Here is a 25,299-nt window from a genome sequence, read left to right on the forward strand (position 1 = left end):
GGGAGAGGGGAGGAGGAGAGGGCCCGCGAAGCGGGTTGCTGCGGCATGCGCGTTCGAGAAACGGCGCTGCGCGTCGCCCTCTCCCACCCCCAAGGAAAACTTGGGGGCACCCTCTCTCGCAAGCGGGAGAGGGATCGTGCGGCGTCGATTCGATAGGACTCACAGCGTCCACTCCAGCGTCGCGCCGAAGCTGCGCGCCTCGCCGTAGCGGCTGGCGATGCGCGAGCCGGAGACCAGCGCGCCCTGCCGGTTGACGTCGTCGGTGAGATTGCGCCCGTAGACGGCGAGCGTGAAGCCGGCCGGCAGGCGGTAGCCGAGCTTGGCGTTGACCAGGGTGCGCGCGTCGGCGCGCGACAGCGGATCGTTGTCCGGGTCCGAGTAGAACGCGGCGATGTGGTTGACGTTGATCTGGCCGCTCAGCCGGCGCCACTCACGCAGGCGCAGGCCGAGGCCGGCGCTGTAGTCCGGGGCGTAGGGGAATTCGTTGTCGGCGTAGTCCTCGCCGTCGTTGACGAACTCGTCGAACTCGCTGTGCAGCAGGCCGGCGCTGACGAAGACCTCGAACGGCGCATCGAAGCGCCACAGCGCCTCGGCCTCGAGGCCGTAGTAGTGCGAACGGCCGGCGTTCGCGGTCGTGGTCTCGAAGCCGGAGGTCTCGCCGATCGTCACCTGCTGGTCGCGCCAGTCGGTGTAGAACAGGTTGGCGTTGAGCGTCAGGCGCTCGTCCAGCCAGCGCGAGCGTGCGGCGAACTCGATGGTCCGCGTGTACTCGGGTTCGAAGGGGCTGACGGCGCCGCCGAAGAAGGAGATGCTGGTGCCGCCGGAGCGGTAGCCTTCCTGGTAGGTCAGCGACAGCGCGGCGCCGGTGTCCGTGAACCAGGTGAGGCCGAGTTTGGGCAGCAGGTCGGTGTGGCTCGTGCGTCCCGATTCCTCGTAGTCCGGGGGAACCACGCCGGGCAGCAGCGTCGCCAGCAGGTCACCGGCGGCGTCGGGCAGCGGCACGCCGAGCGGCAGGTCCAGCGGCAGCCCGGGCACGGCCGTCGTCAGCGTCAGCGACAGATCCGACTCGTCGTGCCGCCGGGCGCGCTCGTCGTTGAGGCGCAGGCCGGCGGTCAGGCGCCAGGCATCGGCGAAGTCCCAGTCGGCCTCGGCGAACAGCGCCTGCGTGCGCAGCGTGCTGTCGGACCGGATGTAGCCGTTGAGCAGCACGAGCCCGCCGGCCGCGGCGACGTCGTGCCCCACGGTTTCCGTGGCCTTGTCGCCGTCGGCGACATAGGCGCCGAGCACGGCGTTCAGGCGCGCGCCGGCGTAATGGAGCCGCAGCTCCTGGCTGAAGACCTGCTCGTCGACGGTGTTGTCGGAATAGCCGCCATCGGACGCCGAACGGTCGTAGTCGATGACGTAGAGATTGGCGAAGTCGGCCCAGCCACTGATCACGTCGACGCGCCAGCCGTCGCCGAAGGCGACGCTCTGCTCGAGGCTGTGCAGATGCGTCTGGTCGTCCTCGTTGCCGCGCACGTTCGCGGTTTCGGTGCGCGCGCCTTCGGACGAGTCGTGCAGCGGGTCGCCGAATTCGTTGTCGGCCTCGGTGTAGCCGTATTGCGCGCGGTAGCCGGGGAGCAGCGCCGGCGTCCATGCCAGCTTGGCGCGTGCGTTGCGCGTGCGCTCGCGGCCGGCATCGTCCTCGTTGCGCGTGAGGTTGCGGATGTCGCCCGGATCGAAGCGGTCCTGGGCGGCGACGCGAAAGCGCAGCGTCTCGCCGATCGGGCCTCCTCCGGCCACGGCGTAGTCGTGGCCGCCGCGGCTGATGATGCCGGCGCGGGCACGCGCATCCCAGTACGGGGTCGGCTCGCGCGAGCGCAGGACGACCGAGCCGGCCAGGCTGCTGCGCCCCTGGTTGGTCGATTGCGAACCGCGCAGCACTTCGACCTGCTCGAGATCCCAGGCCGAGACCGGGCCGGCGAAGCTGGCCGCGCGCGCGGGCAGCGCGACGCCGTCCAGATAGACGCTGATGGTTTCGCCCTCGCCGCCGATACCGCCCTGCGGCACGCCGCGGATCGCGATCTCACGGTCGCCGGCGGCCGACAACACATTGGCGAACTGCGTGACCACGTCCTTCATGGCCGCGTCGCTCGAGGCGGCCAGATCTTCGCGGGTGACGATGCCGACGCTGCTGGCGGTCTCGTTGAGGCTGCGGCCGAGCTTCTCGCCGGTGACGACGATGGTCTCCAGCGTCGGGGGCGGCGTGCGAGCGCCGCCCTCTGCGCCGTCATCCGGGGTGTCGTCGATCTCGTCGGCCGGCAGCGCCGCCGCGTCGACGGCGATGGTGTCCAGCGTCGGCGGCTGTGCGCCGGCGTCGTGCCACAGCAGGCCGGCGGCCAGCACGGTGGCGGAGGTGACGGTCCAGCCGGGCGGGCGTGTCCAGACCGGCGCAGCCGCCGCGCGTGCGCCGAGGTCGATCAGGCCGATGGCGGCCAGATGCGCGCTCCAGCGCAGCAGACCGTCCGCGCCGAAGCGCTGGAGCCACACCAGCAGCGCCGCCGAGGCCAGCAGCGTGCCCACCAGTCGCCACTCGAGTGCGCGATCGGCGCGCCAGCCCCGCAGCAGGGGGAGCAGCCAGCAGCCCGCGGCCGTGAGCATGCTCGTCGTTGCCAGAATCTCCAACCGCTTTCCCCGTCATGTCGCGCGCGACCGGCTGCCGCAGCGTCCTGTGTTGCGAGCGGTGATGATAGTCGTTCTCATTTGCAGACTCAATTGCACCGATCGCGGCAGACACCTTGATTCGCCCGCAGGCGACCGCACTGTGGACGACAGCGGTGGCGGTGCGGTTCAGAATGCGGCCACCGCCTCACTTCCTCGCACGGAGTTCCCCATGTCCCTGGTCTCGAACTCGCGCGGCAGCGCGCATCCCCTGACGCCGGCCGAGTTCCCGGATGCGGACCTCGACATCGGCAGCGATGCCGGCGCGCGTCAGTCGGCGGTCCTCGCCGGCGGTTGCTTCTGGTGCGTCGAGGCGGTCTACCGCCAGCTCGACGGCGTGCTCGATGTGGTGTCCGGATATGCCGGCGACAGTGCGGCGACCGCCGACTACAAGACCGTCTGCAGCGGCACCACCGATCACGCCGAGGTCGTGCGCATCGACTTCGATGCCACGAAGATCAGCTTCGGCACGCTGCTCAAGGTGTTCTTCTCGGTGGCGCACGATCCCACGCACCTGAACCGCCAGGGCAATGACGTCGGTCGCCAGTACCGCTCGGCGGTGTTCTACGCCGACGACGCACAGCGCGAGGTCGCCGAACGCTACGTCCGCAAGCTCGACGCGGCCGGCGCCTATCCCGAGAAGATCGTGACGACGCTGGAACCGCTCGAAGCCTTCCATCCTGCGGAGACCTACCACCAGGACTACGCGGCACGCAATCCGGCGCAGCCGTACATCGCCGCAGTGGCGGCACCCAAGGTGGAGAAGCTCAAGCGCTATTACGCCGATCGCCTGAAGTGACGGCGTCTGCTGCGGCGCGCAGGGCCTCAGGCCAGCAGCGCCGCCGCCTTGACCTGCGCCCAGACGACGCGTCCCGGTTCGAGCCCGAGCTGGCGCCAGGAGCGGGCGGTGATGCGGGCCAGCAGCGGTGTGCCGCCGGCGTCCAGTCGCACGAGACATTGTGCGCCGCCCGGCAGGTCCCGTCGATCGACGACGAGGGCGGCGATCACGTTGAGGATGCTGGTCGCCTGCGGCGGCTGCGTCGTCAGGCTGACGTCGCGGGCGTGCACGCGACAGCGCAGGGTTTCGCCAGGCGCCTCCGCACGCAGCGGCACCTCGATCGTGCCGCCGGGGAAGCGCAGCCGCGTCAGACGGTCGCCCGGGTCGTGCGCATCGACGCGTGCGTCGAAGACGACGGCGGCGGCATCGCCGAAATCGCCGGCGATGTCGAGCCGGGCGACGGTTTCGCCCAGCGGCCCGGCGGCGCGCACCTGCCCGTGGTCGAGCACGACCAGGTGGTCGGCGAGCCGGGCGATCTCGTCGAAGGCATGGCTGACGTAGACCGTCGGGATCGCCAGCGTCCGGTGCAGGCGCTCGAGGTAGGGCAGCACTTCGGCCTTGCGCGCGGCATCGAGCGCCGACAGCGGCTCGTCCATCAGCAGCAGGGCCGGGTCGGCGAGCAGCGCGCGCGCGATCGCCACGCGCTGACGCTCGCCGCCGGACAGCGCATCGGCCTGGCGTTGCAGCAGGTGGCCGATGCCGAGCAGATCGACGATGTCGTCGAAACGCAGGTTCTGCGGACGACCGCGACGGCGCCAGCCGTATTCGAGGTTGCCGCGCACGCGCAGATGGGTGAACAGCGCGGCCTGTTGCCCGACGTAGCCGATGCGCCGGGCGGGCGTCGGCACGAAGATGCCGGCGGCGCTGTCCTGCCAGCAGGCCCCGTGCACGTGCAGCGTGGCGTCGGCGAGCCGTTCGAGCCCCGCCAGCGCGCGCAGGCAGGTGGTCTTGCCGGACCCGGACGCACCGAACAGGGCGCTGATGCCGCGGGCGGGGAGGTCCAGTTCCACATCGAGCACGAAGCCCGGGTGGCGCTGGCGCAGGCGGGCATGGATGCCGTCCATCAGACGCTGCGCAGCCGCGGGTTGAGGGCGTACAGCAGCAGCAGCGCGCAGAACGACAAGGCCAGCAGGATCGCGGCCAGCCCGTGTGCCTGCGCGTAGTCGAAGGCCTCGACGTGGTCGTAGATCTGCACCGAGACCACGCGGGTCGAGCCCGGGATGCTGCCGCCGATCATCAGCACGACACCGAACTCGCCGATGGTGTGGACGAAGCCGAGGATGCCGCCGGCGGCGATACCGCGTCGCGCCAGCGGCAGCGCGATCGTGAAGAAGCGGTCGACCGCGCCGGCGCCCAGCGCGGCGGCCTCCTCGAGTACGTCATCGCCGACGGACTCGAAGGCCGCGCGCAGCGGCTGCACGACGAAGGGCAGCGAGTAGACCAGCGAGGCGACGACCAGGCCCGGGAAGGTGAACGGCAGCAGGCCCAGGCCCAGCGACTCGGTCAGTCGGCCGAGCGGGCCGTCGGCGCCGAGTGCGACCAGCAGGTAGAAGCCGAGCACCGTCGGTGGCAGCACCAGCGGCAGCGCGACCAGCGCACTGACCGGCCAGGCCCACCGCGAGCGCGTACGCGCCAGCCACCACGCCAGCGGTGTCGCCAGGCCGAGCAGCAGCAGCGTGACGACGCCGGCGAGCCTGAGCGTCAGGCCGAGCGCGATCCAGTCGGCCCGGGACAGCAGCGTCCGCGTCGGTTCGGTAACGGTCGTCGCCAGCGGCGCGGCGCCATAGCCGTGACGCGCGATGACGGCCTGCGCCTGTTCGCCGTGCAGCCAGCGGGCGAAGGACTGTGCGAGCGGCTTGCCGGCGCCGTGGCGCGTCAGTACCTGACCTTGCGCCAGCGGCGCGTGCAGGATGTCCGGCACCAGCGTGTAGCGGCCGTCGCCGGCGAAGTCCGGGTCGAGCACCTGCGACAGGGCGATCAGCCCGATCTGCGCGTTGCCGCTGCGCACGAACTGCGCGGTCTGGCCGATGTTCTCGCCATAGACGAGGCGCGATTCGACCTGCGGCCAGATACCACTGGCGCGCAGGGCTTCGCGGGCGCGCATGCCGTAGGGCGCGTGGCGCGGCTGCGCGATGGCAATGCGCGAGAAGCGCGGGTCAGCCAGGTCTTCGAGCGTCAGCAGGCCGGCATCGGTCATGGTGCTCCACAGCGCGAGACGTCCGCGCGCGTACTCGCGCACCGGCGCGACCGCGAAACCCTCGGCGATCAGCGCTCTCGGACTGTCCATGTCGGCGGCGCAGAACAGGTCGTACGGCGCGCCGGCACGGATCTGTGCCGCGAGTTTGCCGGTCGACGCGTACACGGCGCCGACGTCCGCGTCCGCGTGGTGTGCGCTGAACAGCGCGAGCAGCTCCTCCATCGCCGGCTTGAAGTTGCTGGCGGTGGCGACGAGCAGCCGCTCGCCGGCCGCGGCGGGCGCGGCGGCCAGCACCATCAGGACGGCAGCAAGCAGGCGCCCGCTGGCGGGCATGACGAACGCTCCATGAAAACCGGACTGCGCAGCGTTATATCCGCGAAGGTATAACGCGCGCCAGCTTCCCGGCGCGATCAGCGGTGCGATCAGATGTGGCAGGCCTCGGCCGGGCCGGTGACCAGGAACGGGCTCGACGCACTGTCGTAGGCCTGCGCCGGCAGCACCAGCGTCTGTGCCACGCCCTCGATGCGCAACCGGTAGGTGCCCGGTGCCAGGTTGCGCGGAATCGTCCACACCGCCTCGACCGTCGACGGGCCGATCTGCGCCGTGTCGATCGGCAGCGGCGACGGGATCAGCGGCTTCCAGACGAAGCGCAGCTCGGGGTCACGATCCTGCGCGACGACCTCCCAGCGCCCGTCGCCGGCGAACCGCTCGGCGTAGACATAGCTCGACTGCGTCTTCAGGTCGTTGCGCGGATGGCCACCCTGGATCTCGAAGCGCACGACATCGCCGGGTGCCGCCGTCTGTGGCACGTCGCTGATGACGTCGCCGAAGCCCGCAGTGAGGCCCGGCAGGTCGGACGGCACGTACGGCGTACGGCGCTGCAGCGGGATGCTGTCGACATAGTCGGGGCCGACCGGCGCGGGTGCGCCGGCGGCGAGGCTCAACGCCAGCCGTCGGGACTCCTGCTGCACGGCGGCCAGCGTCCACGGTCCGTAGAGGTTCGAGCCGCCTTCGTACTGCTGGGTGGCGTACTCCTCGCGCGTGGTCAGGTAGTGCGCGAACTCGTTGACCAGACCGGCGATGACGATCGTGTCGATGCCCACCGGTGCCAGCACCTCGAACAGGGTCTTCTGCAGCCGCCGTGCCGACATCGTCGTGACTTCCCACGGCACGCCGAGGATCGCGAAGTTGCCGACGCGGAACAGCTGGAACGGCACGATGTTCGGTTCGAACGACAGCGGCGGGCCGACCGGAATCAGCACCGGCTTCTCGGCCTGGCAGGACAGGTCGAGCAGCGGCAGCTCGTCGATGTTGCAGAACACGGCCTTCGACAGCGTCTCCGCCGGCAGATGCGCGCCGAGCAGGTTGACGAGGTCGTTGCGCACGGCGTCGAGCAGCGCCGGATCGTCGCCGCAGTCGATGCCCTCGACGGTGAAGCCGGGCCCATCCTCGGCGCCGGCGGCGAACGAGGGGCCGAGCACGCCCAGGCAGGTGCGCTTGATCTCGGTGTCGAGCGTCGCCGGATGCTGCAGGCTCGCGAGCACCACCGGGTCGGTGACTTCGACGGCATCCATCTGCACGTGCATCAGTCGATAGTCGACCGGGCCGCGCAGGGCGCGTCCGCCGCCGGTGTACAGCTCCAGCGACTTGGCGAGCTGCTTGGCGGCGGCGATGCTGGTGGATTCGTACGGGTCGGCGCCGCCGCCACGGGTCGGGTCGGGGTGCGGACGTTCGACAATGAAGAGGTTCGGCGAGGAGTCGCCCTCGTCGGTCTGCGCGAACGCGGCGACGAAGTTGTCGGTGCCGGGCTGCGCTGCGTAGTCAGTGTGCATGATCCGCTCGAAGCCGAGCGAGGCCTCGCCCTTGTGGTCCGAGCCGACCAGGTCCAGTTCCGGGCCGAGGATCGTCGGATGCACGCCGAACCAGTTGATCACGCCGACCCCGTTTCCGTCCGCGCGAGCGAGGTTGAGCTGCACGAAGCGCTTGTTGGTGTCGACGATCTCGCCGCGGGCGTTGGTGAACTCCAGGCGTTCGCTTTCCGGGTTCTGCTCGAACGCGATCCGCGAGCGGTTGATGTTCGTGTTCAGCAGCTCGCCGATCGCCAGTTCGACCGGTGCGGTCTGCGGGTGCGCCTCCAGGTTGGCATGTGCGAGGCGGATCGCCTCGACGATGCCGTCGACGATGGTGTCGAGCACGAGCTGATCGAAGCCCAGGTGCAGGAAGTTGAAGGCTTCGTAGTGCGAATACCCGGCGGGCCCCTGGTGCGTGTGCGTGGCCGACAGCATGAGGTTGTCCGGGCCGTAGTGCGGCGCGAGCGCCGGGTCGGCGGCAAGCTGCTCGAGCACGCCCAGGCGCACGGCGCCGAACATCTGCCCGGTGTCGGTGGAGACGAAGACCACGCGCTTGCCGTTGCACGGCGAGGCCAGCGCGAAGGCGCGTGCGTACTGGCGCGTGTACAGGCCGTGGAACACCTGGGTCGGGTCCTCCCAGCCCATGCCGCTGGTGTTGGCGACCGGACCGGTGATGTCGTGGAGCCCGGAGCCGAAGCGGTACGCGGTATTGCCCGCGCAGTCGCCGGAGGCTTCACCGACGGCGGCCGGTTCCACGGCCAGACGCCGCCCCGGCGCATCGACCTCCGCGCCCACCTGCAGGTAGGGGCTGTTCAGCGTGCACTGCGCACGGGCAGTATCGGCGACCCCGCGCGCACCGCCGAGTCCGGCAGCGGGTGCGGTGCTGTCGCCGCAGGCGCAGAGCGTCACGATCGCGCTCGCGAGCAGGGTGCCAGTGACGATGCGGCTTGGATGGGGCATGGCGGATCCTGCTGGCAAGGTTGTGAATCTGAGGTTACGCGGATCGTAACCGCCGCCGGCTTCCGGAAACGAGCACGCTGCCGTAAGGACTCCGTTCGTCCCGGGGGCAGGACCACTCGTCCTGCCATGCTGGCGCTGGCCTGCGCATCCACGTATCTCATCGGCTGCGGGGTCCGGCCTCGCCGGCCGCAGGGACGCGCCACCCGTACAACCGGTCCGGCTGGGGAGGTGCAGGACGCACCTCCTGGCGGTCGCACCGAGAGCCCTTTTCCTGAGCGTGGTTTCGATGCAACTGGCGCAACGACGAACGTCTCCCTCATGGCATCAGCCGAACATGGACCCGCGTGACTTCCTCGAAGGCCTGCGACGGCGTCTGCTGCGTGTCACCAGCGGCATGCCGCCGGGGGCGCAGCGTCTCGACCTCGCGATCGAGGCCTTCTGGTACGAGGCGCTGGAGGCGGCGCGCGGCGAGGCGGTGACGTGGACAGCCATCGCCGGCGAGGGACATCCCCTGCGCCTGCTGCTCGGTCCGGTCCGCCTGATGCTGCGATCCGAGCTGATCCATGCCGGGACATCGTGTCCGGATGCGCTCGTCGACGACGTGCTGCGCCAGGTGCTCACCGTCGCCGAAAGCGAGTCGCAGCGCGGCCGCCGCGACGATGCCCTGCGCGAGGACTTCATCACCTGGCTGCATCGCCGCATGCGCGGCGTGAGCATGCTGCGCAGCGTCGCGGCGGAAGCCTGACGCGACACAGCGGCGTGGCGCGGGCGCGGTTGCCGTTCGCGCGAGCCTACGGGACAGTAGCGGTTTTCCAGCCGCCAGTTCCGCCCGATGAGCTTGCCCCCTTCGAGTGACACCGTCCGCTTCCGCGACCTGCTGCGCGGGGCGCTGGGTACGCTGCCGGACTCGTTTACCGTCAATCGCGGGCTGCTGAATCTCGTCTGGCTCAAGCCGGACCAGAAGCACTCGATCGGCCGGGTCCTCGAAAAGCTGGCGGTGTCGCAGCCGCAACAGCCGGCATTGCGCTTCGAGGATCGCGTCTGGACCTACGCCGAGTTCAACGCCTGGGCCAACCGCATCGCCAGCCTGCTGCGCCGGCAGGGCGTGCGGGCCGGAGACGGCGTCGCGATCCTGATGGAGAACCGGCCGGAAGTGCTGGCCTGCGTCGCCGCCACGGTCAAGCTCGGCGCGGTGGCCGGCATGCTCAACCACCAGCAGCGTGGCGAGGCGCTGGCGCACAGCCTCAAGCTGACGCGCGCCGGCGTCGTCATCTGCGGCGAGGAGTGCGTCGACGCGCTGGCGTCGGCCGGCTACGCGCCGGACGAGGTGCCGGGCATGCGCTGGATCTGGGACGGTGAGGGCAGCGCGCCGTCCGGCTGGCAGCGACTGGCCGACGGCGTATCCGGCGGCGCGGCCTCCAATCCGCCGGAAACCGCGCGCGTGCGTCTGCGCGATCCGTGCTTCTACATCTTCACCTCCGGAACCACCGGACTGCCGAAAGCCTCGGTGATGACCCACTACCGCTGGCTGCGGGGCATGGCCGGCCTCGGGCAGATGACGTTACGGCTGCGTCGCGACGACGTGCTCTACTGCTGTCTGCCGCTGTACCACAACAACGCCCTGACCGTGTCCTGGGGCGCCGTGCTCGGCACCGGCAGCACGCTGGCGCTGGGGCGCAAGTTCTCGGCGTCGCGTTTCTGGGACGAGATCCGGCGCAGCGGCGCAACCAGCTTCTGCTACATCGGCGAGTTGTGCCGCTATCTGCTCAACCGGCCCGCCGATGCGCGCGACCGCGATCACCGGGTGCGCGTGATCGTCGGCAACGGCCTGCGCCCGGAAATCTGGGACGCCTTCCAGCAACGTTTCGGCATCGCCCGCATCAGCGAGTTCTACGGCGCCAGCGAGAGCAATCTCGCCTTCGCCAACGGCTTCGACGTATCGCGCACGGCGGGTTTCTGCCCGCTGCCGTTCGCCGTGGTGGCCTTCGACGTCGATGCGGAGACGCCGGTCCGCGGCGCCGACGGATTCCTGCGCAAGGTGAGCCGCGGCGAGTCGGGCCTGCTGATCTGCGAGGTCACCGACAAGGCGCCGTTCGACGGCTATACCGACGAGCAGGCGAGCCAGGCCAAGCTGTTGCGTGACGTCTTCAAGGCCGGCGACTGCTGGTTCAACACCGGCGACCTGGTGCGCGACCAGGGCTTCCGTCACATCCAGTTCGTCGACCGCATCGGCGATACCTTTCGCTGGAAGGGCGAGAACGTCGCGACGACGGAAGTGGAGGCCGCCTGCAACCGTTTCGATGGCATCGAGCAGGCGGTGGTCTACGGCGTGCAGGTGCCGGACGCGGACGGCAGGGCCGGCATGGCGGCGCTGAGCTTCTCGCAAACGCCGGACGTCGCGACCCTGCGCCGTCTGGCGCAGCATCTGTGCGCGGAGCTGCCGGCTTACGCGGTGCCGTTGTTCCTGCGGCTGCGCGCGGAGCAGGAGACCACCAGCACCTTCAAGTTCCGCAAGGGCAGTCTCAAGCAGGAAGGCTTCGACCCGGCGCGGGTCGACGATCCCCTGTACGTGCTGCGCGATCGCGACCTCGGCTACGAACCGCTGACTGCGGCACTGCACGCGCAGATCCGCGACGGCGCCGTGCGCTTCTGAGCCGGCGCGGCCCGATTGACCGGGCCGACCCGACGACGCTACGGCACGGCCAAGGCCGCGGCCGGCGTCGGGTGCCAAGCTCCGGGACATCCGAGGCAAGAGTGCGAGAAGCGCGGTCATGAAGGTCAACATCCAGGTGTCCCGCAGCGTCGACGTGTCCGCGCCGGTGGCGCGCGTGCGGACGCTGCTCGAAGACTACGAGAGCACCATCCGACGGTTTCCCAAGCTGCGCCGGCTGACGGCGCTCGAACCCCATGCCTACCTGTGGGAGATGGCGCCGATCGGCTCGCGCACCGCGGGCATCGCGCACGAAGTCCGCTACGCGGCGCGCTACTCGGTGAAGCCGGAGCAGGGGTTGCTCGAATGGAAGCCGCTGCCCACGCATGGCAACGCCACGATCGAGGGGCGCATGCATCTGCAGCCGCGCGGCAACGGCACGCGGTTGTCGTTCGACGTGAAGGGCGAGCTGCGCGACGTGCCGGTGCCGCTGATGTACCGGCTGGTGGCGCCGCCGTTCATCCAGGGCACGTTCACGCGCCTGGTCGACGTGTTCCTCGAGCAGACACGCGACGCCCTGAACTGATCGCGGCCGTTCCCCGGCCCGAGGAGGCGAGGTCATGGCATTCAGAAGCACGGCGATGGGTCTGGGTCTGCGTGCGGTCAACCGCATCGGCGGTTCCGCGCTGGTCGACCGGCTCGGCCTGCGCAAGCCGGCCGAGAAGGCGCTGTATCACGGTAGCCGGCTCGGCTTCCGCGGCGCGGACACGCTCGCCCGCGGCCTCAAGGCGACGCAGAAGCTGCTCAAGCCCGCGCGCCTGCCGCATCAGGCCGCGCAGGGCCTGTTCGACCTGACGCCGACCGACGAACAGCAGATGCTGCGGGACGCGGCGGCAGCCTATGCGGCCGAGCAGCTGCGCCCCGCGGCGCAGGCCGCGGACGCGACGGCTGCTGCGCCGACCGAGGTACTGGCCGGCATCGACGATCTCGGCATCGCCGCGATGTCGATTCCCGAGGCGCTGGGCGGCGTCGGCGCCGAGCGCTCGGCGGTCACCCACGCATTGATCGCCGAGGCGCTCGCCCACGGCGACATGGGACTGGCGGTCGCCGGGCTGGCGCCGTCGGCGGTGTCGACCGCGCTGGTGCTGTGGGGCGACGAGGCGCAGCAGTCGCAGTACCTGCCGGCGTTCGCCGCGGGGCAGGGACCGGTGGCGGCGCTGGCGATCTGCGAGCCGCAGCCGTTGTTCGACTCGCTGACGCTGCGCACGCGCGTCCGGCGCACCGCCGACGGCTTCGTGCTCGACGGCGTGAAATCGCTGGTGCCGCGCGCCGACCGCGCCGAGCTGCTGATCGTGGCCGCCGCGCTCGAGGACGCCGGACCGTCGCTGTTCCTGGTCGAGGCGGCCGGTGCGGATCTGCGCTATGCCGCCGAGCCGGCCATGGGCCTGCGCGCCGCATCGACCATGCGCGTCGAGTTCGACGGCGTGAAGCTGCCGGCATCGGCGCTGCTCGGGGCCGGCGATCCGATCGTCTACCGCGAGTGCATCCGGCTGGCGCGGCTGGGCTGGTGCGCACTCGCCGTCGGCACGGCGCAGGCGGCGCTCGACTACCTGATCCCCTACGTCAACGAACGGCAGGCCTTCGGCGAGCCGATCAGCCACCGCCAGTCGGTGGCCTTCGCCGTCGCCAACATCGGCATCGAGACCGAGGGCATGCGCCTGGCGACCTGGCGCGCGGCCAGCCGCGCCGAGCAGGGCCTGGACTTCGCGCGCGCGACCGCGATCGCGCGCCGCTTGTGCGCCGACAAGGGCATGCAGATCGGCTCCGAGGCGGTGCAGCTGCTGGGCGGCCACGGCTTCGTCAAGGAGCACCCGGTGGAACGCTGGTACCGCGACCTGCGCGCGGCTGCGGTGATGGAAGGCGTGGTGCTGATCTGAAGGACGGCCATGATCAATCTCGAAACGCCGAAGAAGTTCCGCATGCTGGTCGACCAGGCGCATCAGGTCGCCCGGCAGATCTTCCGCCCCAACTCGCGTCGCTACGATCGCGCCGAGCATCTGTATCCGCGCGAACTGGACATGCTCGGGGCGCTGCTGGACGGCATGAATGCAGGCGGCGGTGGCGGCGAAGGTGCCGGCGCCGCCGGCGTGCGGCGCAGCGCCGCGCGATCCGACGAGGGCAACCGCAACAGCAGCAACCTGTCGACCGTGCTCGGCACGATGGAGCTGTGCTGGGGCGACGTCGGCTTCCTGCTGACGATGCCGCGCCAGGGACTCGGCAACTCGGCCATCGCCAGCGTTGCCACCGACGAGCAGCTCGAGCGCTTCAAGGGCAAGTGGGCGGCGATGGCGATCACCGAGCCGGGCTGCGGGTCGGATTCGGCGGCGATCCGCACGACGGCGCGCCTCGATGGCGATCACTACGTGCTCAACGGCGAGAAGATCTACGTGACCGCGGGCGATCGCGCCGATCTCGTCGTGGTCTGGGCGACGCTGGACCGGAACCTCGGCCGTGCCGCGATCAAGTCCTTCGTCGTCGAGAAGGGCACCCCCGGCTTCGATCTGGTGCGCCTCGAGCACAAGCTCGGCATCCGCGCGTCCGACACGGCGGCGTTCGTGCTCAACGATGTGCGCGTGCCCAGGGAGAACCTGCTGGGCGATCCGGAGATCAACGTCGACAAGGGCTTTGCCGGCGTGATGCAGACCTTCGACAACACGCGCCCGCTGGTCGCGGCGATGGCCGTCGGGCTGGCGCGTGCCTGCCTGGAGGAGACGCGCAAGCTGCTGGAGCAGGCCGGTATCGAACTCGACGACGACGCCCCGGCGTTTGCGCAGCACGCGGCGGCCAGCGAATGCCGTCGGCTGGAGTCGGAGTACGAAGCGGCCCGGCTGCTGACCCTGCAGGCGGCGTGGATGGCCGACAACCGCAAGCCCAACTCCCTGCAGGCGTCAATGGCCAAGGCCAAGGCCGGGCGCAGCTGCGTCGAGATCGCGCTCCGGTGCGTGGAGCTCGCCGGTCCGCTCGGCTACGCGGAGGGTGAAGGTGGGCACGGCCTGCTCGAGAAGTGGGCGCGCGATGCGAAGATCCTCGACATCTTCGAAGGCACCCAGCAGATCCAGCAGCTGATCGTCGCGCGGCGCCTGCTGGGCAAGACCTCGGCGGAACTCAAGTAGCCGACGCGTCCGGACGAGCCGCGGCGGCGGGCCTTCGGGCTATCATCGTCCGCTATGGCAGCTGCAAAGACACGCAAGAGAGCCGGCGCCGGCCGCGCCGCGTCGAGACCGGACGAGTCGCGACGCCCGGCCGAGTACAGCGTCGAGGAACTCGCCCGTGCGGCACGCACGACGGTGCGCAACGTGCGCGCCTACCAGGATCGCGGGCTGATTCCGCCGCCGGAGCGCCGCGGCCGCATCGGCGTCTACAATGACGCCCATCTCTCGCGCCTTCGCATCATCGGCCAGATGCTGGAGCGCGGCTACACGCTGACCAGCATCGGCGAACTGCTGGAGGCCTGGGAACGCGGTTCCGATCTGGCCGGCCTGTTCGGCCTGGAGTCCGCGGTGTCGAGCCCGTGGACGGACGAGTCGCCGAAGCTCTACTCGCTGACCGATCTGGTGAAACTGTTCGGCGGCAACTTCAAGCTGCCGTGGCTGGTGAAGGCGGCCGAGCTGGGCATCCTGATCCCCGAAGGCGCACGCTTCCGTGCCCCGAGTCCGCGCATGATCCAGGCCGGCGCCGAGCTGGTGACCGCCGGCATTCCGCTTGACGAGATGCTCGACGTCGTCGGCCGGCTGCGCGGCAACGTCGAGCAGGCCGCGGACCAGATGGTGCAGCTCGTCGAGCAGCACATGTTCGACCGCTTCGGCAAGGGTCTGCCCCCGGCCGACGAGGTGCCGCGACTGGGCGAGATCATCTGGCGACTGCGCCCGCTCGTGGAGATGGCCGTGCATGCCGAGGTCGCGCGGGCGATGGAGGCGGCGGCCACGCGCCACCTCGGTGACCGGCTGGCAACGATCCTCGATCACATGACGCGGGCGAAGAAGAAAGCGAAAACGTAGGGCGGTCCGCGTGCGCCGAGCGCGTAGGGGTCGGCCGCGTGGCGGCCATGGCTGTCCTACATTGCCTGTCCAGGCCCTCCATGGCGCAGCGGAGTGCCGTCCGGATCGGCGGCCCGGCCATTCATGGCCGGGCGTTCGGGATCTCTGCGAGTGCCACCGGCACTCGCAGAGACACGATCCCTCACCGCATCGACAGCTTCGTGAAGCCCGAGACGATGCGCTGGTAGGCCGTCGGCATCAGCCGCACGGTGAGGTCGATCGCGTGGGCGTCGGCACCGATGAGCACGCGCCGCGCGTTGCGCTCGACGCCGCGCAGGATGGTGCGGGCCGCACTCTCTGCCGTGGTCCGGAACAGCTTCTCGAAGCGCGCCTTGGCGTCGTCGCTGCCGCGGCCGGTCAGCGCCTGCATGCTCTCGGTGTCGAAGCGTGCCGCCCGGGCGATGTTGGTCTTGATACCGCCCGGATGCACGCAGGTGGCACTGACCGGCGCGCGGGCGATCTCCAGTTCCTGGCGCAGGCACTCGGTGAAGCCGCGGACCGCGAACTTGGTGGCGTTGTAGGCGCCCTGGCTGGGCACCGCAGCGATGCCGAAGACGCTGGAGATGTTGATCACGTGGCCCTCGCCCGAGGCGCGCAACTGCGGCAGGAACGCGCGCGTCCCGTGGACCACGCCCCAGTAGTTGATGTCCATGATCCAGTGCAGGTCTTCGTCGCTGGCGCCCTCGATGCTGGCGCCGAGCGCGACGCCGGCGTTGTTGAACACGAGGTTCGCCGGTCCGTGATCGGCGTCGGTGCGGTCCGCCCAGGCGTAGATCGCGTCGCGATCCGCCACGTCGAGGGCAGCGGTCGTCACCTTCACGCCGTGCGCGCCGGCGGCCTGCGCCGTTTCGGCGAGCGCTTCCGTGTTTACGTCGGACAGCGACAGGTGGCAGCCGCGCGAGGCCAGCTCGATCGCCAGCGCGCGACCGATGCCGGACGCCGCACCGGTGATCGCGGCGACCTTGTTCTGGAATGTCTTCATGGAGTGGGAAAGGTTCAGGATTTGGCCGGCTTGTGGACGAACGAAGCCAGTGCCGGCAGCAGGAGAATGGCGCCGAGCATGTTGGCGGTGAACATGAACAACAGCAGCAGGCCCATGTCGATCTGGAACTGCAGCTCCGACCACAGCCAGGTCAGCACCGAGATACCGAGCGTCGCGCCGGTGAAGATCACCGCCTTGCCGGTGCCGCGCAGCGTCTCGAAGTAGGCCTGGCGCAACGGCTGGCCCTCCTTGAGACCGCTGGCGAACACGCCGTAGACGTAGACGCCGTAGTCGACACCGATGCCGACGGCGAGGGCCAGCACCGGCAGCGTGGCCACCTTCATGCCGATGTCCAGCGTCGCCATCACGCCGTAGCCGAGCTGCGAGACCAGCGCCAGCGGCAGCACGATGCACAGGATCGCGCGCCAGTCGCGGAAGGACAGCCACAGCAGCACGAGGATCACCGCATAGACCCAGAGCACGACCTCGGTCTCCTTGTCCTCGACGACCTCGTTGGTCGCCGCCATCACGCCGACGTTGCCGGTGGCCAGCGCGAAGTTGACCGGACAGTTCTGGTCCATCGCTTCGTACTCGGCGAGCAGGCGGTCGCGCTCCTGGGCCGCGGTGCGCTGCGCCTCGGGATCGCCGCCGGTGGCCGCCTCGAGCACGCTGGCGCCGGCGGCCTTGTATGCGCGGAACGCCGCGTACTTGTCGTCGCAGTATTCGGGCGTGACCTCGGGGTTGCGTGCGAAGAAGTCGGCGCGGTTGGCCTCGTTGAACGCCTTCACCTCGTCGACGATGTGGCTGATCGTGTCGGCCTTGTGGTCCTTGGTGAACATGTAGACCGCGAGCGCGTCGCAGTCGTCGTTGAGCAGGCCGGTACTCGTGGGCACCAGCGCGGTCGCCTGCGCCAGCGCATAGCGGTTGCGCGGCAGCACCAGCGCATTGAGCCGGCCCTCTGAGAGGCCCTGGTAGACGAGCTTGGCGAAGGTCAGCAGCGACAGCGTCGACTGCACGCCCGGGTTGTTCTCGAGCTGCCAGGCGAAGCGGTCGATCTGCTCGACGAGCTGGTAGTCGATACAGCCGTTGGGCGGCATCTCCGCGATCACCTTGAAGATGTCGACGGCGATGTCGTAGTTGTCGGTGATCGCGTTGAAGTCCTGGTTGAAGCGCGAGTCGGGGCGCAGCTCCGGCACGCCCTTGATCGCGTCGCCGATCTTCAGGTCCTTCGCCGCCCAGAACGACCAGCCGGTGATCGTCGCCGCGACCAGGATGACGCTGATGGCCACCGGCCGGCGGGTCACGCCCGACAGCCACCACCAGCCCTTGTCGAGCACGGCGTCGCGCTTGTTCTGGCGCTCGACGAAGGCGTCGACGTCCTTGATCCTGATCATCGTCAGCCAGATCGGCACGAACAGCTTGTTCGCGACGATGATGCCGACTCCGCCGAGCACGGCGTTGAGCGACATCTCGCGGATGATCTGGATCTCGATCAGGTAGATCGTCGCGAAGCCGGCGATGTCGGTCAGCAGCGCGACCGTACCGGCGATGGCCAGGCGCCGGAAGGTGATCAGCGAGGCATCAAAGCTGTCCTTGCCGGAATGGACTTCGTCGACCCAGGCGTTGACGTACTGCACGCCGTGGCTGACCGAGACCGCCAGAACGAGGAAGGGCACGAGGATCGCGAAGGGATCGAGGCCGAAACCGATGGTACGCAGCAGGCCCATCTCCCAGACCACGGCGACGATCGACGATGCCAGCGGGATCAGGCCGAGCTTGAACGAGCCGCAGTACAGCCACAGCAGCAGGCCGGTGATGACCAGCGCGAGGAAGAAGAAGCCGGCGACCTCGAGCGAGGCCTTGGTCATGTCGTCGACGATCTTGGCGAAGCCGATGATCTGGACGCTGATGCCGTCCTTCTCGTACTTCTCGCGCAGCTCCTCCAGATAGCTGCCGACGGCGCGGTAGTCGAGCTTCTCGCCGGTGGTCGGGTCGATCTCCAGCAGCTCGGTCATGATCATCGCGCCGCGCTGGTCGTTGGTGACCAGACGGCCGATCACCTGCGCCTTGGCGACGTTGGAGCGCACCTTCTCCAGCACCTCGGGAGTGGGCTGGTAGTCGGGCGGGATGACGGTGGCCCCGGCAAGGCCGCCCTCGACGTTCTCGACGTAGTTGACGTTGGGCGTGAACAGCGACATCACCCGCGCGCGGTCGACTCCCGGCGTGAAGAACACGTCGTCGGTCGCCTGCTGCAGCGTGTTCATGAACTCGGGGTTGTAGATGTCGCCGTCTTTCTGGATCAGCGAGAACAGCACCGTGTTGGCGCCGCCGAAGTCGCGGTAGTACTCGCGGAACTTCTGCATGTACGGATGGTTCAGCGGCACTGCCTTGAGGTAGCCGGCATCCGGCTGCAGGCGCGCGGTCTGCACGAGGAACAGCGCCGTGAGGATCAGCAGGATCGTGTGCGTCAGGTGGCGGCGTCCGTAGACGATCGGTTCGACCACCCGCAGGATGCGGTCCGTAATCGGACCGCTGATGGCGGCTCCAGCCATGGCTCTTTACCCCCTCGAGTGCGGTTACGGCAGCGCGATGCGCTGGGCGCCGGCAGTGCCGACCACGATCAGTTCGTCGCCGGCGGCGACCACCGCGTTCATGTTGTTGTCCGGCGCCACGGGCAGGCGCGTCAGGCGTCCTGAGTCGAGGTCGGCCTGCATGACGTGACCGTTCATGCCCACCAGCACGACGCGGCCGTCCGCGGTCACCGTGGCGTCGAACAGGCTCTCCACCTGTGCGCTGTCCAGTGCGCGCCAGCCGGCCACCTCGCTGACCGGGCTGGCGCCGCCGCTGGCGGCATCGGGGTCCAGCTCCGCGTCACGCAGGGCCTGCAGGGCCTCGGCATCGAGCGCTTCGGCGAGATCGATGTCGGCGCTGTGAAACGCATTGCCGCGCAGGCCGAAGATCAGCACGCCCTTGTCGCCGGTCGGCAGTGCGCCGAAGAACGAGCCGGTGTACGGCGAGCGCAGACGCTGCCAGCTCGCGCCGCGATCCTTCGATCGCGCGAGAAAGCCGCGCTCGCCGGCGATCAGCAGCGACCCGTCGCCGAGCGCGACGAGCCGGTACAGGTTCTGCTGGTCCTCGAAGGTCTCCGATTCGTTCGCGGTCCAGGTCCGGCCGCCGTCGGTCGTCGCCAGCAGCGCGCCGTTGGCGCCGGCCAGCAGGCCGTTGTCGGCATCGAAGAAGTGCAGGTCGTAGTACGGCCGCGCCCACTGCGGATCGAACTGCAGCAGCGTCCACTCGCGGCCACCGTCGACCGTGCCCAGCAGGGTGCCGTCGTAGCCGACGGCCCAGCCGCGCTGTCCGTCGAGAAAGTGCAGGCGCGTGAGCGTGGCGTCGACCGGCACGGGCACCTGCTGCCACGCGCTCGCATCGTCGGAGAGCAGGATGTTGCCGCGCTGGCCGGCGACGACCCAGCGCTCGCCGGCCTTCACCGCGTCCAGCAGCAGGGCCGACGCGGCGCGCGGCGCCATCAGCGCCGGGCGTGGCTGGCGGGCGTCCTCGTCCGCCGCGCCCTGCGCGGCAACCGCGGGCGGTTGCAGCAGCAGGAAGGCGACGGCGACGGCGCCGACGGAATGGGCGGATCGACGCATCGGCAGTTCTCCGCAGCGGTTCAGCGGCTTTGCGCCCGGCGCGACAGGCCGTTGGGCGCGAAGTCCTTGTCCGCGTAGTCGATCTTGAAGTCGCTGATGCGGTCCTCGTTCTGCAGCGCAGTGACGAAGTAGCGGCCGCTCTGCAGGTCGTAGATGATTTCCGGGATGCCGGTGACCGTCGGCACGAACGGCACCGTCAGCAACTGCGCCTCCTGCACCTTCCACAGCTGGTCGCGGTTGTCGTAGCAGTCGACCACGGCGACGGCCCACGAATCCTCGTCGATGTAGAAGCGGCGCTTCTTGAACTGGTGGCGCAGGCCGTCGCGCAGCGTCGCCTCGACGATCCAGACGCGGTGCAGTTCGTAGCGCGACAGGTTCTGGTTGATGTGCCCGGGCCGGATGATGTCGGCGTACTTGATCAGCGGCGCGTTGATCAGGAAGGAGTTGTAGGCGATGTACTTCTCCTGCTTGCCGATCAGCTTCCAGTCGTAGCGGTCGAGCGCGCCGTTGAACATGTCGACCTGGTCGTTGAACTGTTCGCCGTCGGTGCCGATATACGGATTGTCGTAGCCCACGTCCGGCGCACGGTTCACGCGACCCAGGCCCGGGTTGTAGATCCACGCATCACGGCCGCTGCCACCGGCGCCGGAGGTTTCGTGCACCAGCGTCAGCTGGCCGGCGACGCGCGGCGGCGACAGCACTTCCGAGAGGTAGTACAGCAGGATCTTGGTGCCCGGCGCCGGCTCTTCGAGGTTGGCGTACTTGAACTTCACGTCCTCGACCAGCTTGGAGATCTTGAAGCTGCCGTCGAGCTTGACGATCGCCTGGTTGTTGAAGCGGCGCACCGCACTGCCGCGGAAGCGCATCTTGTGGTTCCACAGGACCTCGGCGCCGCTCTTCGGAATCGGGAACGGAAAGCCGAGCACCGCGTCCTTGATCTCGTCGGTGCCGATCAGCTCTGCGCTGCTGGCATTCTTGATCGTGGCCTGCTCGACCTCGGCCGGGAAATAGGCGGTACGCAGGGTCGGGTAAACGATCATCCGGTACGAGGGGTACTTGGCAAACATCGCCTTGTGACCCTCGGTGAGCTTGTCGGCATGCTCGGCGAGGTTGTCCTTGGTGATGATGAACTGCGGTGCCTCGTACTGCCCGCCGCCGCCGATCTGCTCGCGCTGCTTGTGCGCCAGCGCCTGCTCGCTTGCCGGCAGCTTGGCGATGATCGCGTCGACCTGCTTGTCGACCGCCGGGTAGTCCTTGATCTCGAAGCTGTCGAGATACTTGAGCAGGGCGTCGAAGTCGGCCGGGCTCTTCTTGCGCACGTCCTCGAACTGCTGACGCAGCGCTTCGAGGGTTGCCGGCGTCTGCTTGCGGATGGTGTCGTCGAAGTACTTGCCACCGACCCACTCGGGAATGCTGCCGTCGCTGTTGCCGGCGCGCTGGGCGCCGACAGCGGTCAGGTCCTTGCCGAGCTTGGCCGCTTCCTCGGCCGTCGCCTTGGCAAACGCGCCCGACGTCATGCCCAGACCGGCTGCCGTCAGCAGCGTCATCCACCATCTTGCGTTACGCATGTCGCACTCCTTTGTTGCAGGCCTTCAAGCCGCGCGATGCCATCCCGGCACCCGCGCCATCCGGATCTCAGAATGTGTATGAAACGGCGAACCCGGCGAAATCCTTGTCGCGGTAGCCGTTGACGGTGCCGCCGTCGGCCCAGCCCTGGTAGAACAGCTGCGCACCGAGTCGCTGGGTGATCTCGATGTCGGTGCCGACCTGCCACAGCATCGTGCCTTCGATGAAGTTCTGGTTCGGACTGATGGCAACGCCGTAGACATCGTGCGACCAGACCAGCTGCGGCTTGAACGTCCAGCCGAAGATCACGTTGTTGTATTCCATGCGCACGATGAAGCGATAACCCGTGGCGAAGTCGTCGGCAAAGCCGTCGCGCTGCTGGGTCGGGTTCAGGCGCTGGGTCGGCTTGACGCCGGGGTCGCCGACATCACCGGTGCCGTCGGCGCCGGGACTGTAGTGGGTGTTGTCGTAGTCGCCGCCCTCGAACTGCAGGACGTTGCGGTCCGGCATGTCGGTGACCCAGGTGAAGCCGGCCTCGGCGATCAGCTGCACCTGCTCGGCGCCGATCGGGTTCTCGCTGCTGCCGAAGATGCGGATGCCGGTGAAGTCCATCTGCACGACATTGAGCCGCTCGTAGCCGCGGATCAGCTGGTTCGGGGTGACCCGATCCCAGCCGCGGTAGGCCATCAGATAGCTCGGCACGGCGACGGCGCGTGGCGGCAGCGCGAAGTTGGTCGTCAAGTTTGCGCCGACCTGAGTGAGCAGATTGATCGTGCGCGGGGAGGTCAGTAGGGCAAGCGCCGTCGTCGGTTCAAGGCCCAGTGCCAGCAGGCCACCGAGGGTCAGGTCGCTGACGGTGCCCGCGCCCAGCACGATCTCGTTCTCGGGCAGGGCCGGCTGCAGTGCGGTGAACACCACGTCAGTGATCTGCACCTGCACGGGCAGGTTGGGGCGATAGGCGACCTCGCCGGCGAGCGACCACTTGCCGACCGTGGTGTTGAAGCTCACGCCATAGAGCTGGATGTCCTCGGGGTAGTCGAGGAAGATCCGTGAGCTGTCGATCGGCGCCGGTTCGAGTCCGTTCGGGGTCAGGCGCATGCCGTCACAGTCTGCGATGGCCTGCAGCACATCGGTTGTCGTGTCCTGCACGCACGTGGCGTCGGCGGCGTACATGCTCAGGTAGGGAAGGCGGCTGTGGTAGTTCAGCGCGTAAAAGCCGAACTCGGTGCTGATGTCGGCGGCGTACCAGGTCAGCTTGACGCCGAACTGGCCGGCGTCGCTGGGTTCGCCTTCGCTCTGGCCGACCGGCACGGTCACCGAGGTGTCGGAGATCAACGCGCCGATGCCGGGCAGGCGCTGCAGGCCGTCCGGGTCCTCGTGGAACTGGCCCAGCGACAGCATCGCGTAGTCACGGCCGATCACATCAAAGGGCGCAAAGAACGCGCCGCCCTTGGGCACCTCGACGCCATCCCAGGCGAGCAGGTAGATCAGATCCAGCGCCAGGCTGTCGCCGATCGTCGTCGACAGCACCGCGGCCGGGGTGGTCTGGAACACCGCGGCGATCTGGGTGCCCGGCTGGTACAGATAGCGGGCGTCCGGTGCATTGATCTCGCTGAGGCTGTTCAGTGCGATCAGCGTCGACTCGCCCCAGCGGATGGTCTGGTAGCCGAGCGTCGCGACGAACTCGCGATCAAGCGCCTCGAACACCGTGCTGACCAGCAGATTGCCGATCGTGAAGTCGTGACCGACGCTGCCGCGCACGCTGTCGTTCCGCGGTGTGCGCGCGGGCTGGAAGGTCGTATCCGGATGGAACTCGTCGAAGTCGTCGTTGACCGGATCGAAGAACAGTGTGCCGCCGGCCTTGAACACCCACTCGCCCCAGGTCAGCGACAGCTCGCTGCGGACCTTGGAGACCGCCGCCACGACGTCGCCCTGGTCGTAGTTGAGATTGCCGTCGTCCTTGTTGAGGCCGAAGTGCGCGCCCGGCGCATCGACCAGCTTCTGGTTCAGCGAGGCGTTCTCGTTGAATGTCAGGCAGGCGTCGTTCACCGCGCTGCCGCACAGCGTCGGATCGAGGTTGTTCTTGTCGATCAGGGCGGGGTTGCGCTCATCGACGCGCCAGGAGGCGCCGAACGAGGCGCGGGTCTTCAGGTCGCCGAAGATCTCGCCGTACTCGAATCTGAACGCCTGCGCCGGCGTCGCCATACCCAAGCCGGCCAGCGCCGCCAGCGCCCAGTGACGGATATCGGCACGGACAGTCCGCGTGTTGCGCATGGTCGCTCCCCCGTTCTCTCGCTCTCGCATCTTTTTTCGCTTCGACTTATGGGCACCGCCATCCCCGCGACCGTGTCGCGAGGCGGACGTTACTGTGACAGCAATCGATGATAATGTCATCCGTTGGCGCCGGCTCGGGCATCGCGTCGCTTCGCGACCAGCCCGCGCAGCGCGTCGTTGAGCCGCGCGACGATCTCGTCGCCCAGATCTGCGGCGACGGCTGCGGCGCGCTGCTGCAGCGACGCGTCCATCTGCGCGACGAGCGGCAGCAGCTGCGGCCACCGGTCGCTGCTGTCCGTCGCCCGTATCAGTGCCGCGAGCACCGTGTCGTCGTGCAGGCCCGGCGCGCGCGCGAGCCGCACGCGTTCGGCGTCGGGCATTTCGGCGATCAGCGGCAGCAGCTGCGGCCAGAGCTCCTGCGTCTGCGTCAGATCCAGCATGCGCGCGATCGACGCGTCGTCCAGCGCGGCGGCGATCGCCGCCATGCGCCGGCGCGGAAGCGGACCGATCGCGTTGATCAGGGCGAGCGCCTCGCCCCACAGCTCGGCGCCGTGATGCACGGCAACGGCGATCATGTTGCGCAAGCGGTCCGCAGGCAGCATCGCGATCACCGCATCGAGCTGCGCAGGGTCCTCCACGAACAGGCCGATGCGCAGCAGTGCCTCGTCGTCCCGCAGGGCATCCAGCACGGCGCGCATCGCCGGTTCGGGCAGGCAGTCGACGAAGCGGCCCATGACGATGTAGGCCTTGCGTCGCGCCAGTTCGCGCGCGACATCGACGACCCGATCCACCGGTATGCGTTCGAGCAGCTCGCGCACCTGGCGCGGATCGATTTCGATGCACACGTCGGCGAGAAAGCCGCTCTTGAGGCGTTTGGCGATGTCGACCGCGCGCTCGACCGGCAGCTGTCCGGCGATGCGGGCGCACAGCAATGCTCCGAGCGCCTTCTCGGCGATCACGGCGGCGAGCGGCGTCGGCAGCAGCTTGGTCGCGGCGGCGACGCGGCCGAACAGGTGGGCGTCGGCGTCGAAGAGGACGGCCGTCGCGCGCTCCCGCAGCGCGCGGATGGCCGGAACGTCGACCTTGTCCAGGTAGGACAGCGCTTCGGGGGCGCAGCCCAGCGTGAGGGCCAGCTTCTGGATTTCCGCGTGATGCGCGAGGCCGGACATGGTGCGGAACCTACGGCAGCAGGATCTTGCGCACCGGCCCGCGCAGCAGCATCGGCAGATGCGCCAGTGCCGCGTCGAACGCCTGTGCCAGCAGGGCCTGCTGGCGCTGCCGGGCCTTGCGGACGGCCGCGGCGAGCGCCTGCTGTTCGGCGGCGTCGAGCGCGTCGAGTCCCGCTATCGGCGCGCCGCCGAGTTCTTCACCCAGCGTTCGCACGCTTGCTTGAGCCATCCCGCCAGTCTCCTGTGCACGCGGGCCGGGACCGGGTCTGCGCCCGTCGGCCATCGATCATGCGGCAGGCTAGCAACCGTGGGCGCACCGCGGCATTGACCGGTCCGCCAGCGACAATGTCACGATGGCAGGCGCGGCCC

At 69.2% G+C, this 25,299-nt stretch carries 18 protein-coding genes and 1 pseudogene; 7 read left to right on the forward strand and 12 right to left on the reverse strand.

Annotation, left to right across the window (positions count from 1 at the left end; translation table 11 throughout):
* Nucleotides 1-159: 159 nt before the first annotated feature.
* Entirely contained in the window at nucleotides 160-2,640 is a 2,481-nt protein-coding gene (locus C8D93_RS12400; protein ID WP_110265515.1) for a TonB-dependent receptor, read from the reverse strand.
* A gap of 232 nt (nucleotides 2,641-2,872) precedes the next feature.
* Here C8D93_RS12400 and msrA point away from each other — a divergent pair, with 232 nt between their 5' ends.
* Nucleotides 2,873-3,499: a peptide-methionine (S)-S-oxide reductase MsrA gene (gene msrA / locus C8D93_RS12405; protein ID WP_110265516.1), complete on the forward strand. Its 627-nt coding sequence runs from the start codon at nucleotides 2,873-2,875 to the stop codon at nucleotides 3,497-3,499.
* 26 nt (nucleotides 3,500-3,525) lie between these two features.
* Here the strand turns inward: msrA and modC are convergent, their stop codons facing one another.
* The 4 genes and pseudogenes from modC to C8D93_RS12420 form a co-directional block, all read right to left on the reverse strand.
* Nucleotides 3,526-4,602 carry a molybdenum ABC transporter ATP-binding protein gene (gene modC, locus C8D93_RS12410; protein WP_110265517.1) on the reverse strand — a complete coding sequence of 359 codons (1,077 nt, stop codon included), beginning with the start codon at nucleotides 4,600-4,602 and terminating at the stop codon, nucleotides 3,526-3,528.
* Nucleotides 4,602-5,276, reverse strand: a complete 675-nt coding sequence (modB, locus tag C8D93_RS21380; protein ID WP_170124018.1) for a molybdate ABC transporter permease subunit — start codon at nucleotides 5,274-5,276, stop codon at nucleotides 4,602-4,604. The genes modC and modB overlap by 1 nt, the downstream gene beginning before the upstream one ends.
* Nucleotides 5,277-5,333: 57 nt before the next feature.
* A pseudogene (modA, locus tag C8D93_RS21385) lies at nucleotides 5,334-6,068 on the reverse strand (molybdate ABC transporter substrate-binding protein); the annotation flags it as partial.
* 89 nt (nucleotides 6,069-6,157) lie between these two features.
* On the reverse strand, nucleotides 6,158-8,545 hold the full coding sequence (locus tag C8D93_RS12420; RefSeq protein WP_110265519.1) for a neutral/alkaline non-lysosomal ceramidase N-terminal domain-containing protein: 2,388 nt from the start codon (nucleotides 8,543-8,545) through the stop codon (nucleotides 6,158-6,160).
* A 334-nt stretch (nucleotides 8,546-8,879) separates the two neighbouring features.
* On the opposite strand from C8D93_RS12420, the gene C8D93_RS12425 reads away from it, so the two are divergent.
* From C8D93_RS12425 to C8D93_RS12450, 6 genes are all read left to right on the forward strand, one after another.
* The gene (locus tag C8D93_RS12425) at nucleotides 8,880-9,290 is read left to right on the forward strand and encodes a hypothetical protein (RefSeq protein ID WP_110265520.1); all 411 of its coding nucleotides are present in this window, start codon (nucleotides 8,880-8,882) and stop codon (nucleotides 9,288-9,290) included.
* An 87-nt stretch (nucleotides 9,291-9,377) separates the two neighbouring features.
* Entirely contained in the window at nucleotides 9,378-11,198 is a 1,821-nt protein-coding gene (locus C8D93_RS12430; RefSeq protein WP_110265521.1) for a long-chain-acyl-CoA synthetase, read from the forward strand.
* A 118-nt stretch (nucleotides 11,199-11,316) separates the two neighbouring features.
* Entirely contained in the window at nucleotides 11,317-11,781 is a 465-nt protein-coding gene (locus tag C8D93_RS12435) for an SRPBCC family protein (protein WP_110265522.1), read from the forward strand.
* A 55-nt stretch (nucleotides 11,782-11,836) separates the two neighbouring features.
* Nucleotides 11,837-13,132: an acyl-CoA dehydrogenase family protein gene (locus C8D93_RS12440; RefSeq protein WP_110265523.1), complete on the forward strand. Its 1,296-nt coding sequence runs from the start codon at nucleotides 11,837-11,839 to the stop codon at nucleotides 13,130-13,132.
* Nucleotides 13,133-13,141: 9 nt separating this feature from the next.
* Nucleotides 13,142-14,368: an acyl-CoA dehydrogenase family protein gene (locus C8D93_RS12445; protein WP_110265524.1), complete on the forward strand. Its 1,227-nt coding sequence runs from the start codon at nucleotides 13,142-13,144 to the stop codon at nucleotides 14,366-14,368.
* Between the two features lie 54 nt (nucleotides 14,369-14,422).
* Nucleotides 14,423-15,253 (forward strand): MerR family transcriptional regulator, encoded by an 831-nt coding sequence (locus tag C8D93_RS12450; protein WP_110265525.1) that lies wholly within the window; start codon nucleotides 14,423-14,425, stop codon nucleotides 15,251-15,253.
* A gap of 181 nt (nucleotides 15,254-15,434) precedes the next feature.
* On the opposite strand, the gene C8D93_RS12455 is transcribed toward C8D93_RS12450, so the two are convergent.
* From C8D93_RS12455 to C8D93_RS12485, 7 genes are all read right to left on the reverse strand, one after another.
* Nucleotides 15,435-16,274, reverse strand: coding sequence for an SDR family NAD(P)-dependent oxidoreductase (locus tag C8D93_RS12455; RefSeq protein WP_110265526.1), 840 nt, complete (start codon nucleotides 16,272-16,274; stop codon nucleotides 15,435-15,437).
* Nucleotides 16,275-16,288: 14 nt separating this feature from the next.
* Nucleotides 16,289-18,826: an efflux RND transporter permease subunit gene (locus tag C8D93_RS12460; RefSeq protein WP_110265527.1), complete on the reverse strand. Its 2,538-nt coding sequence runs from the start codon at nucleotides 18,824-18,826 to the stop codon at nucleotides 16,289-16,291.
* Nucleotides 18,827-18,850: 24 nt separating this feature from the next.
* Nucleotides 18,851-19,921: a WD40/YVTN/BNR-like repeat-containing protein gene (locus C8D93_RS12465; RefSeq protein WP_110265528.1), complete on the reverse strand. Its 1,071-nt coding sequence runs from the start codon at nucleotides 19,919-19,921 to the stop codon at nucleotides 18,851-18,853.
* Nucleotides 19,922-19,941: 20 nt separating this feature from the next.
* Nucleotides 19,942-21,468 (reverse strand): DUF1329 domain-containing protein, encoded by a 1,527-nt coding sequence (locus tag C8D93_RS12470; protein WP_422635960.1) that lies wholly within the window; start codon nucleotides 21,466-21,468, stop codon nucleotides 19,942-19,944.
* Nucleotides 21,469-21,556: 88 nt separating this feature from the next.
* On the reverse strand, nucleotides 21,557-23,761 hold the full coding sequence (locus tag C8D93_RS12475) for a DUF1302 domain-containing protein (RefSeq protein WP_170124017.1): 2,205 nt from the start codon (nucleotides 23,759-23,761) through the stop codon (nucleotides 21,557-21,559).
* Nucleotides 23,762-23,877: 116 nt separating this feature from the next.
* Nucleotides 23,878-24,930: a hypothetical protein gene (locus C8D93_RS12480; protein WP_110265530.1), complete on the reverse strand. Its 1,053-nt coding sequence runs from the start codon at nucleotides 24,928-24,930 to the stop codon at nucleotides 23,878-23,880.
* A 10-nt stretch (nucleotides 24,931-24,940) separates the two neighbouring features.
* A complete protein-coding gene (locus C8D93_RS12485; RefSeq protein WP_110265531.1) occupies nucleotides 24,941-25,159 on the reverse strand; it encodes a hypothetical protein in 219 nt (72 codons plus the stop codon).
* Between the last annotated feature and the right edge of the window lie 140 nt (nucleotides 25,160-25,299).

Source organism: Sinimarinibacterium flocculans (genome assembly GCF_003201205.1).
GTDB classification, from domain to species: Bacteria; Pseudomonadota; Gammaproteobacteria; order Nevskiales; family Nevskiaceae; genus Solimonas; species Solimonas flocculans.

Coding starts and splice junctions, on each gene's coding strand:
- C8D93_RS12400 (WP_110265515.1), bottom strand. CDS start 2,640: ATGCTCACGGCCGCGGGCTGCTGGCTGCTCCCCCTGCTGCGGGGCTGG.
- msrA (WP_110265516.1), top strand. CDS start 2,873: ATGTCCCTGGTCTCGAACTCGCGCGGCAGCGCGCATCCCCTGACGCCG.
- modC (WP_110265517.1), bottom strand. CDS start 4,602: ATGGACGGCATCCATGCCCGCCTGCGCCAGCGCCACCCGGGCTTCGTG.
- C8D93_RS12420 (WP_110265519.1), bottom strand. CDS start 8,545: ATGCCCCATCCAAGCCGCATCGTCACTGGCACCCTGCTCGCGAGCGCG.
- C8D93_RS12425 (WP_110265520.1), top strand. CDS start 8,880: ATGGACCCGCGTGACTTCCTCGAAGGCCTGCGACGGCGTCTGCTGCGT.
- C8D93_RS12430 (WP_110265521.1), top strand. CDS start 9,378: ATGAGCTTGCCCCCTTCGAGTGACACCGTCCGCTTCCGCGACCTGCTG.
- C8D93_RS12435 (WP_110265522.1), top strand. CDS start 11,317: ATGAAGGTCAACATCCAGGTGTCCCGCAGCGTCGACGTGTCCGCGCCG.
- C8D93_RS12440 (WP_110265523.1), top strand. CDS start 11,837: ATGGGTCTGGGTCTGCGTGCGGTCAACCGCATCGGCGGTTCCGCGCTG.
- C8D93_RS12445 (WP_110265524.1), top strand. CDS start 13,142: ATGATCAATCTCGAAACGCCGAAGAAGTTCCGCATGCTGGTCGACCAG.
- C8D93_RS12450 (WP_110265525.1), top strand. CDS start 14,423: ATGGCAGCTGCAAAGACACGCAAGAGAGCCGGCGCCGGCCGCGCCGCG.
- C8D93_RS12455 (WP_110265526.1), bottom strand. CDS start 16,274: ATGAAGACATTCCAGAACAAGGTCGCCGCGATCACCGGTGCGGCGTCC.
- C8D93_RS12460 (WP_110265527.1), bottom strand. CDS start 18,826: ATGGCTGGAGCCGCCATCAGCGGTCCGATTACGGACCGCATCCTGCGG.
- C8D93_RS12465 (WP_110265528.1), bottom strand. CDS start 19,921: ATGCGTCGATCCGCCCATTCCGTCGGCGCCGTCGCCGTCGCCTTCCTG.
- C8D93_RS12470 (WP_422635960.1), bottom strand. CDS start 21,468: ATGACGCTGCTGACGGCAGCCGGTCTGGGCATGACGTCGGGCGCGTTT.
- C8D93_RS12475 (WP_170124017.1), bottom strand. CDS start 23,761: ATGCGCAACACGCGGACTGTCCGTGCCGATATCCGTCACTGGGCGCTG.
- C8D93_RS12480 (WP_110265530.1), bottom strand. CDS start 24,930: ATGTCCGGCCTCGCGCATCACGCGGAAATCCAGAAGCTGGCCCTCACG.
- C8D93_RS12485 (WP_110265531.1), bottom strand. CDS start 25,159: ATGGCTCAAGCAAGCGTGCGAACGCTGGGTGAAGAACTCGGCGGCGCG.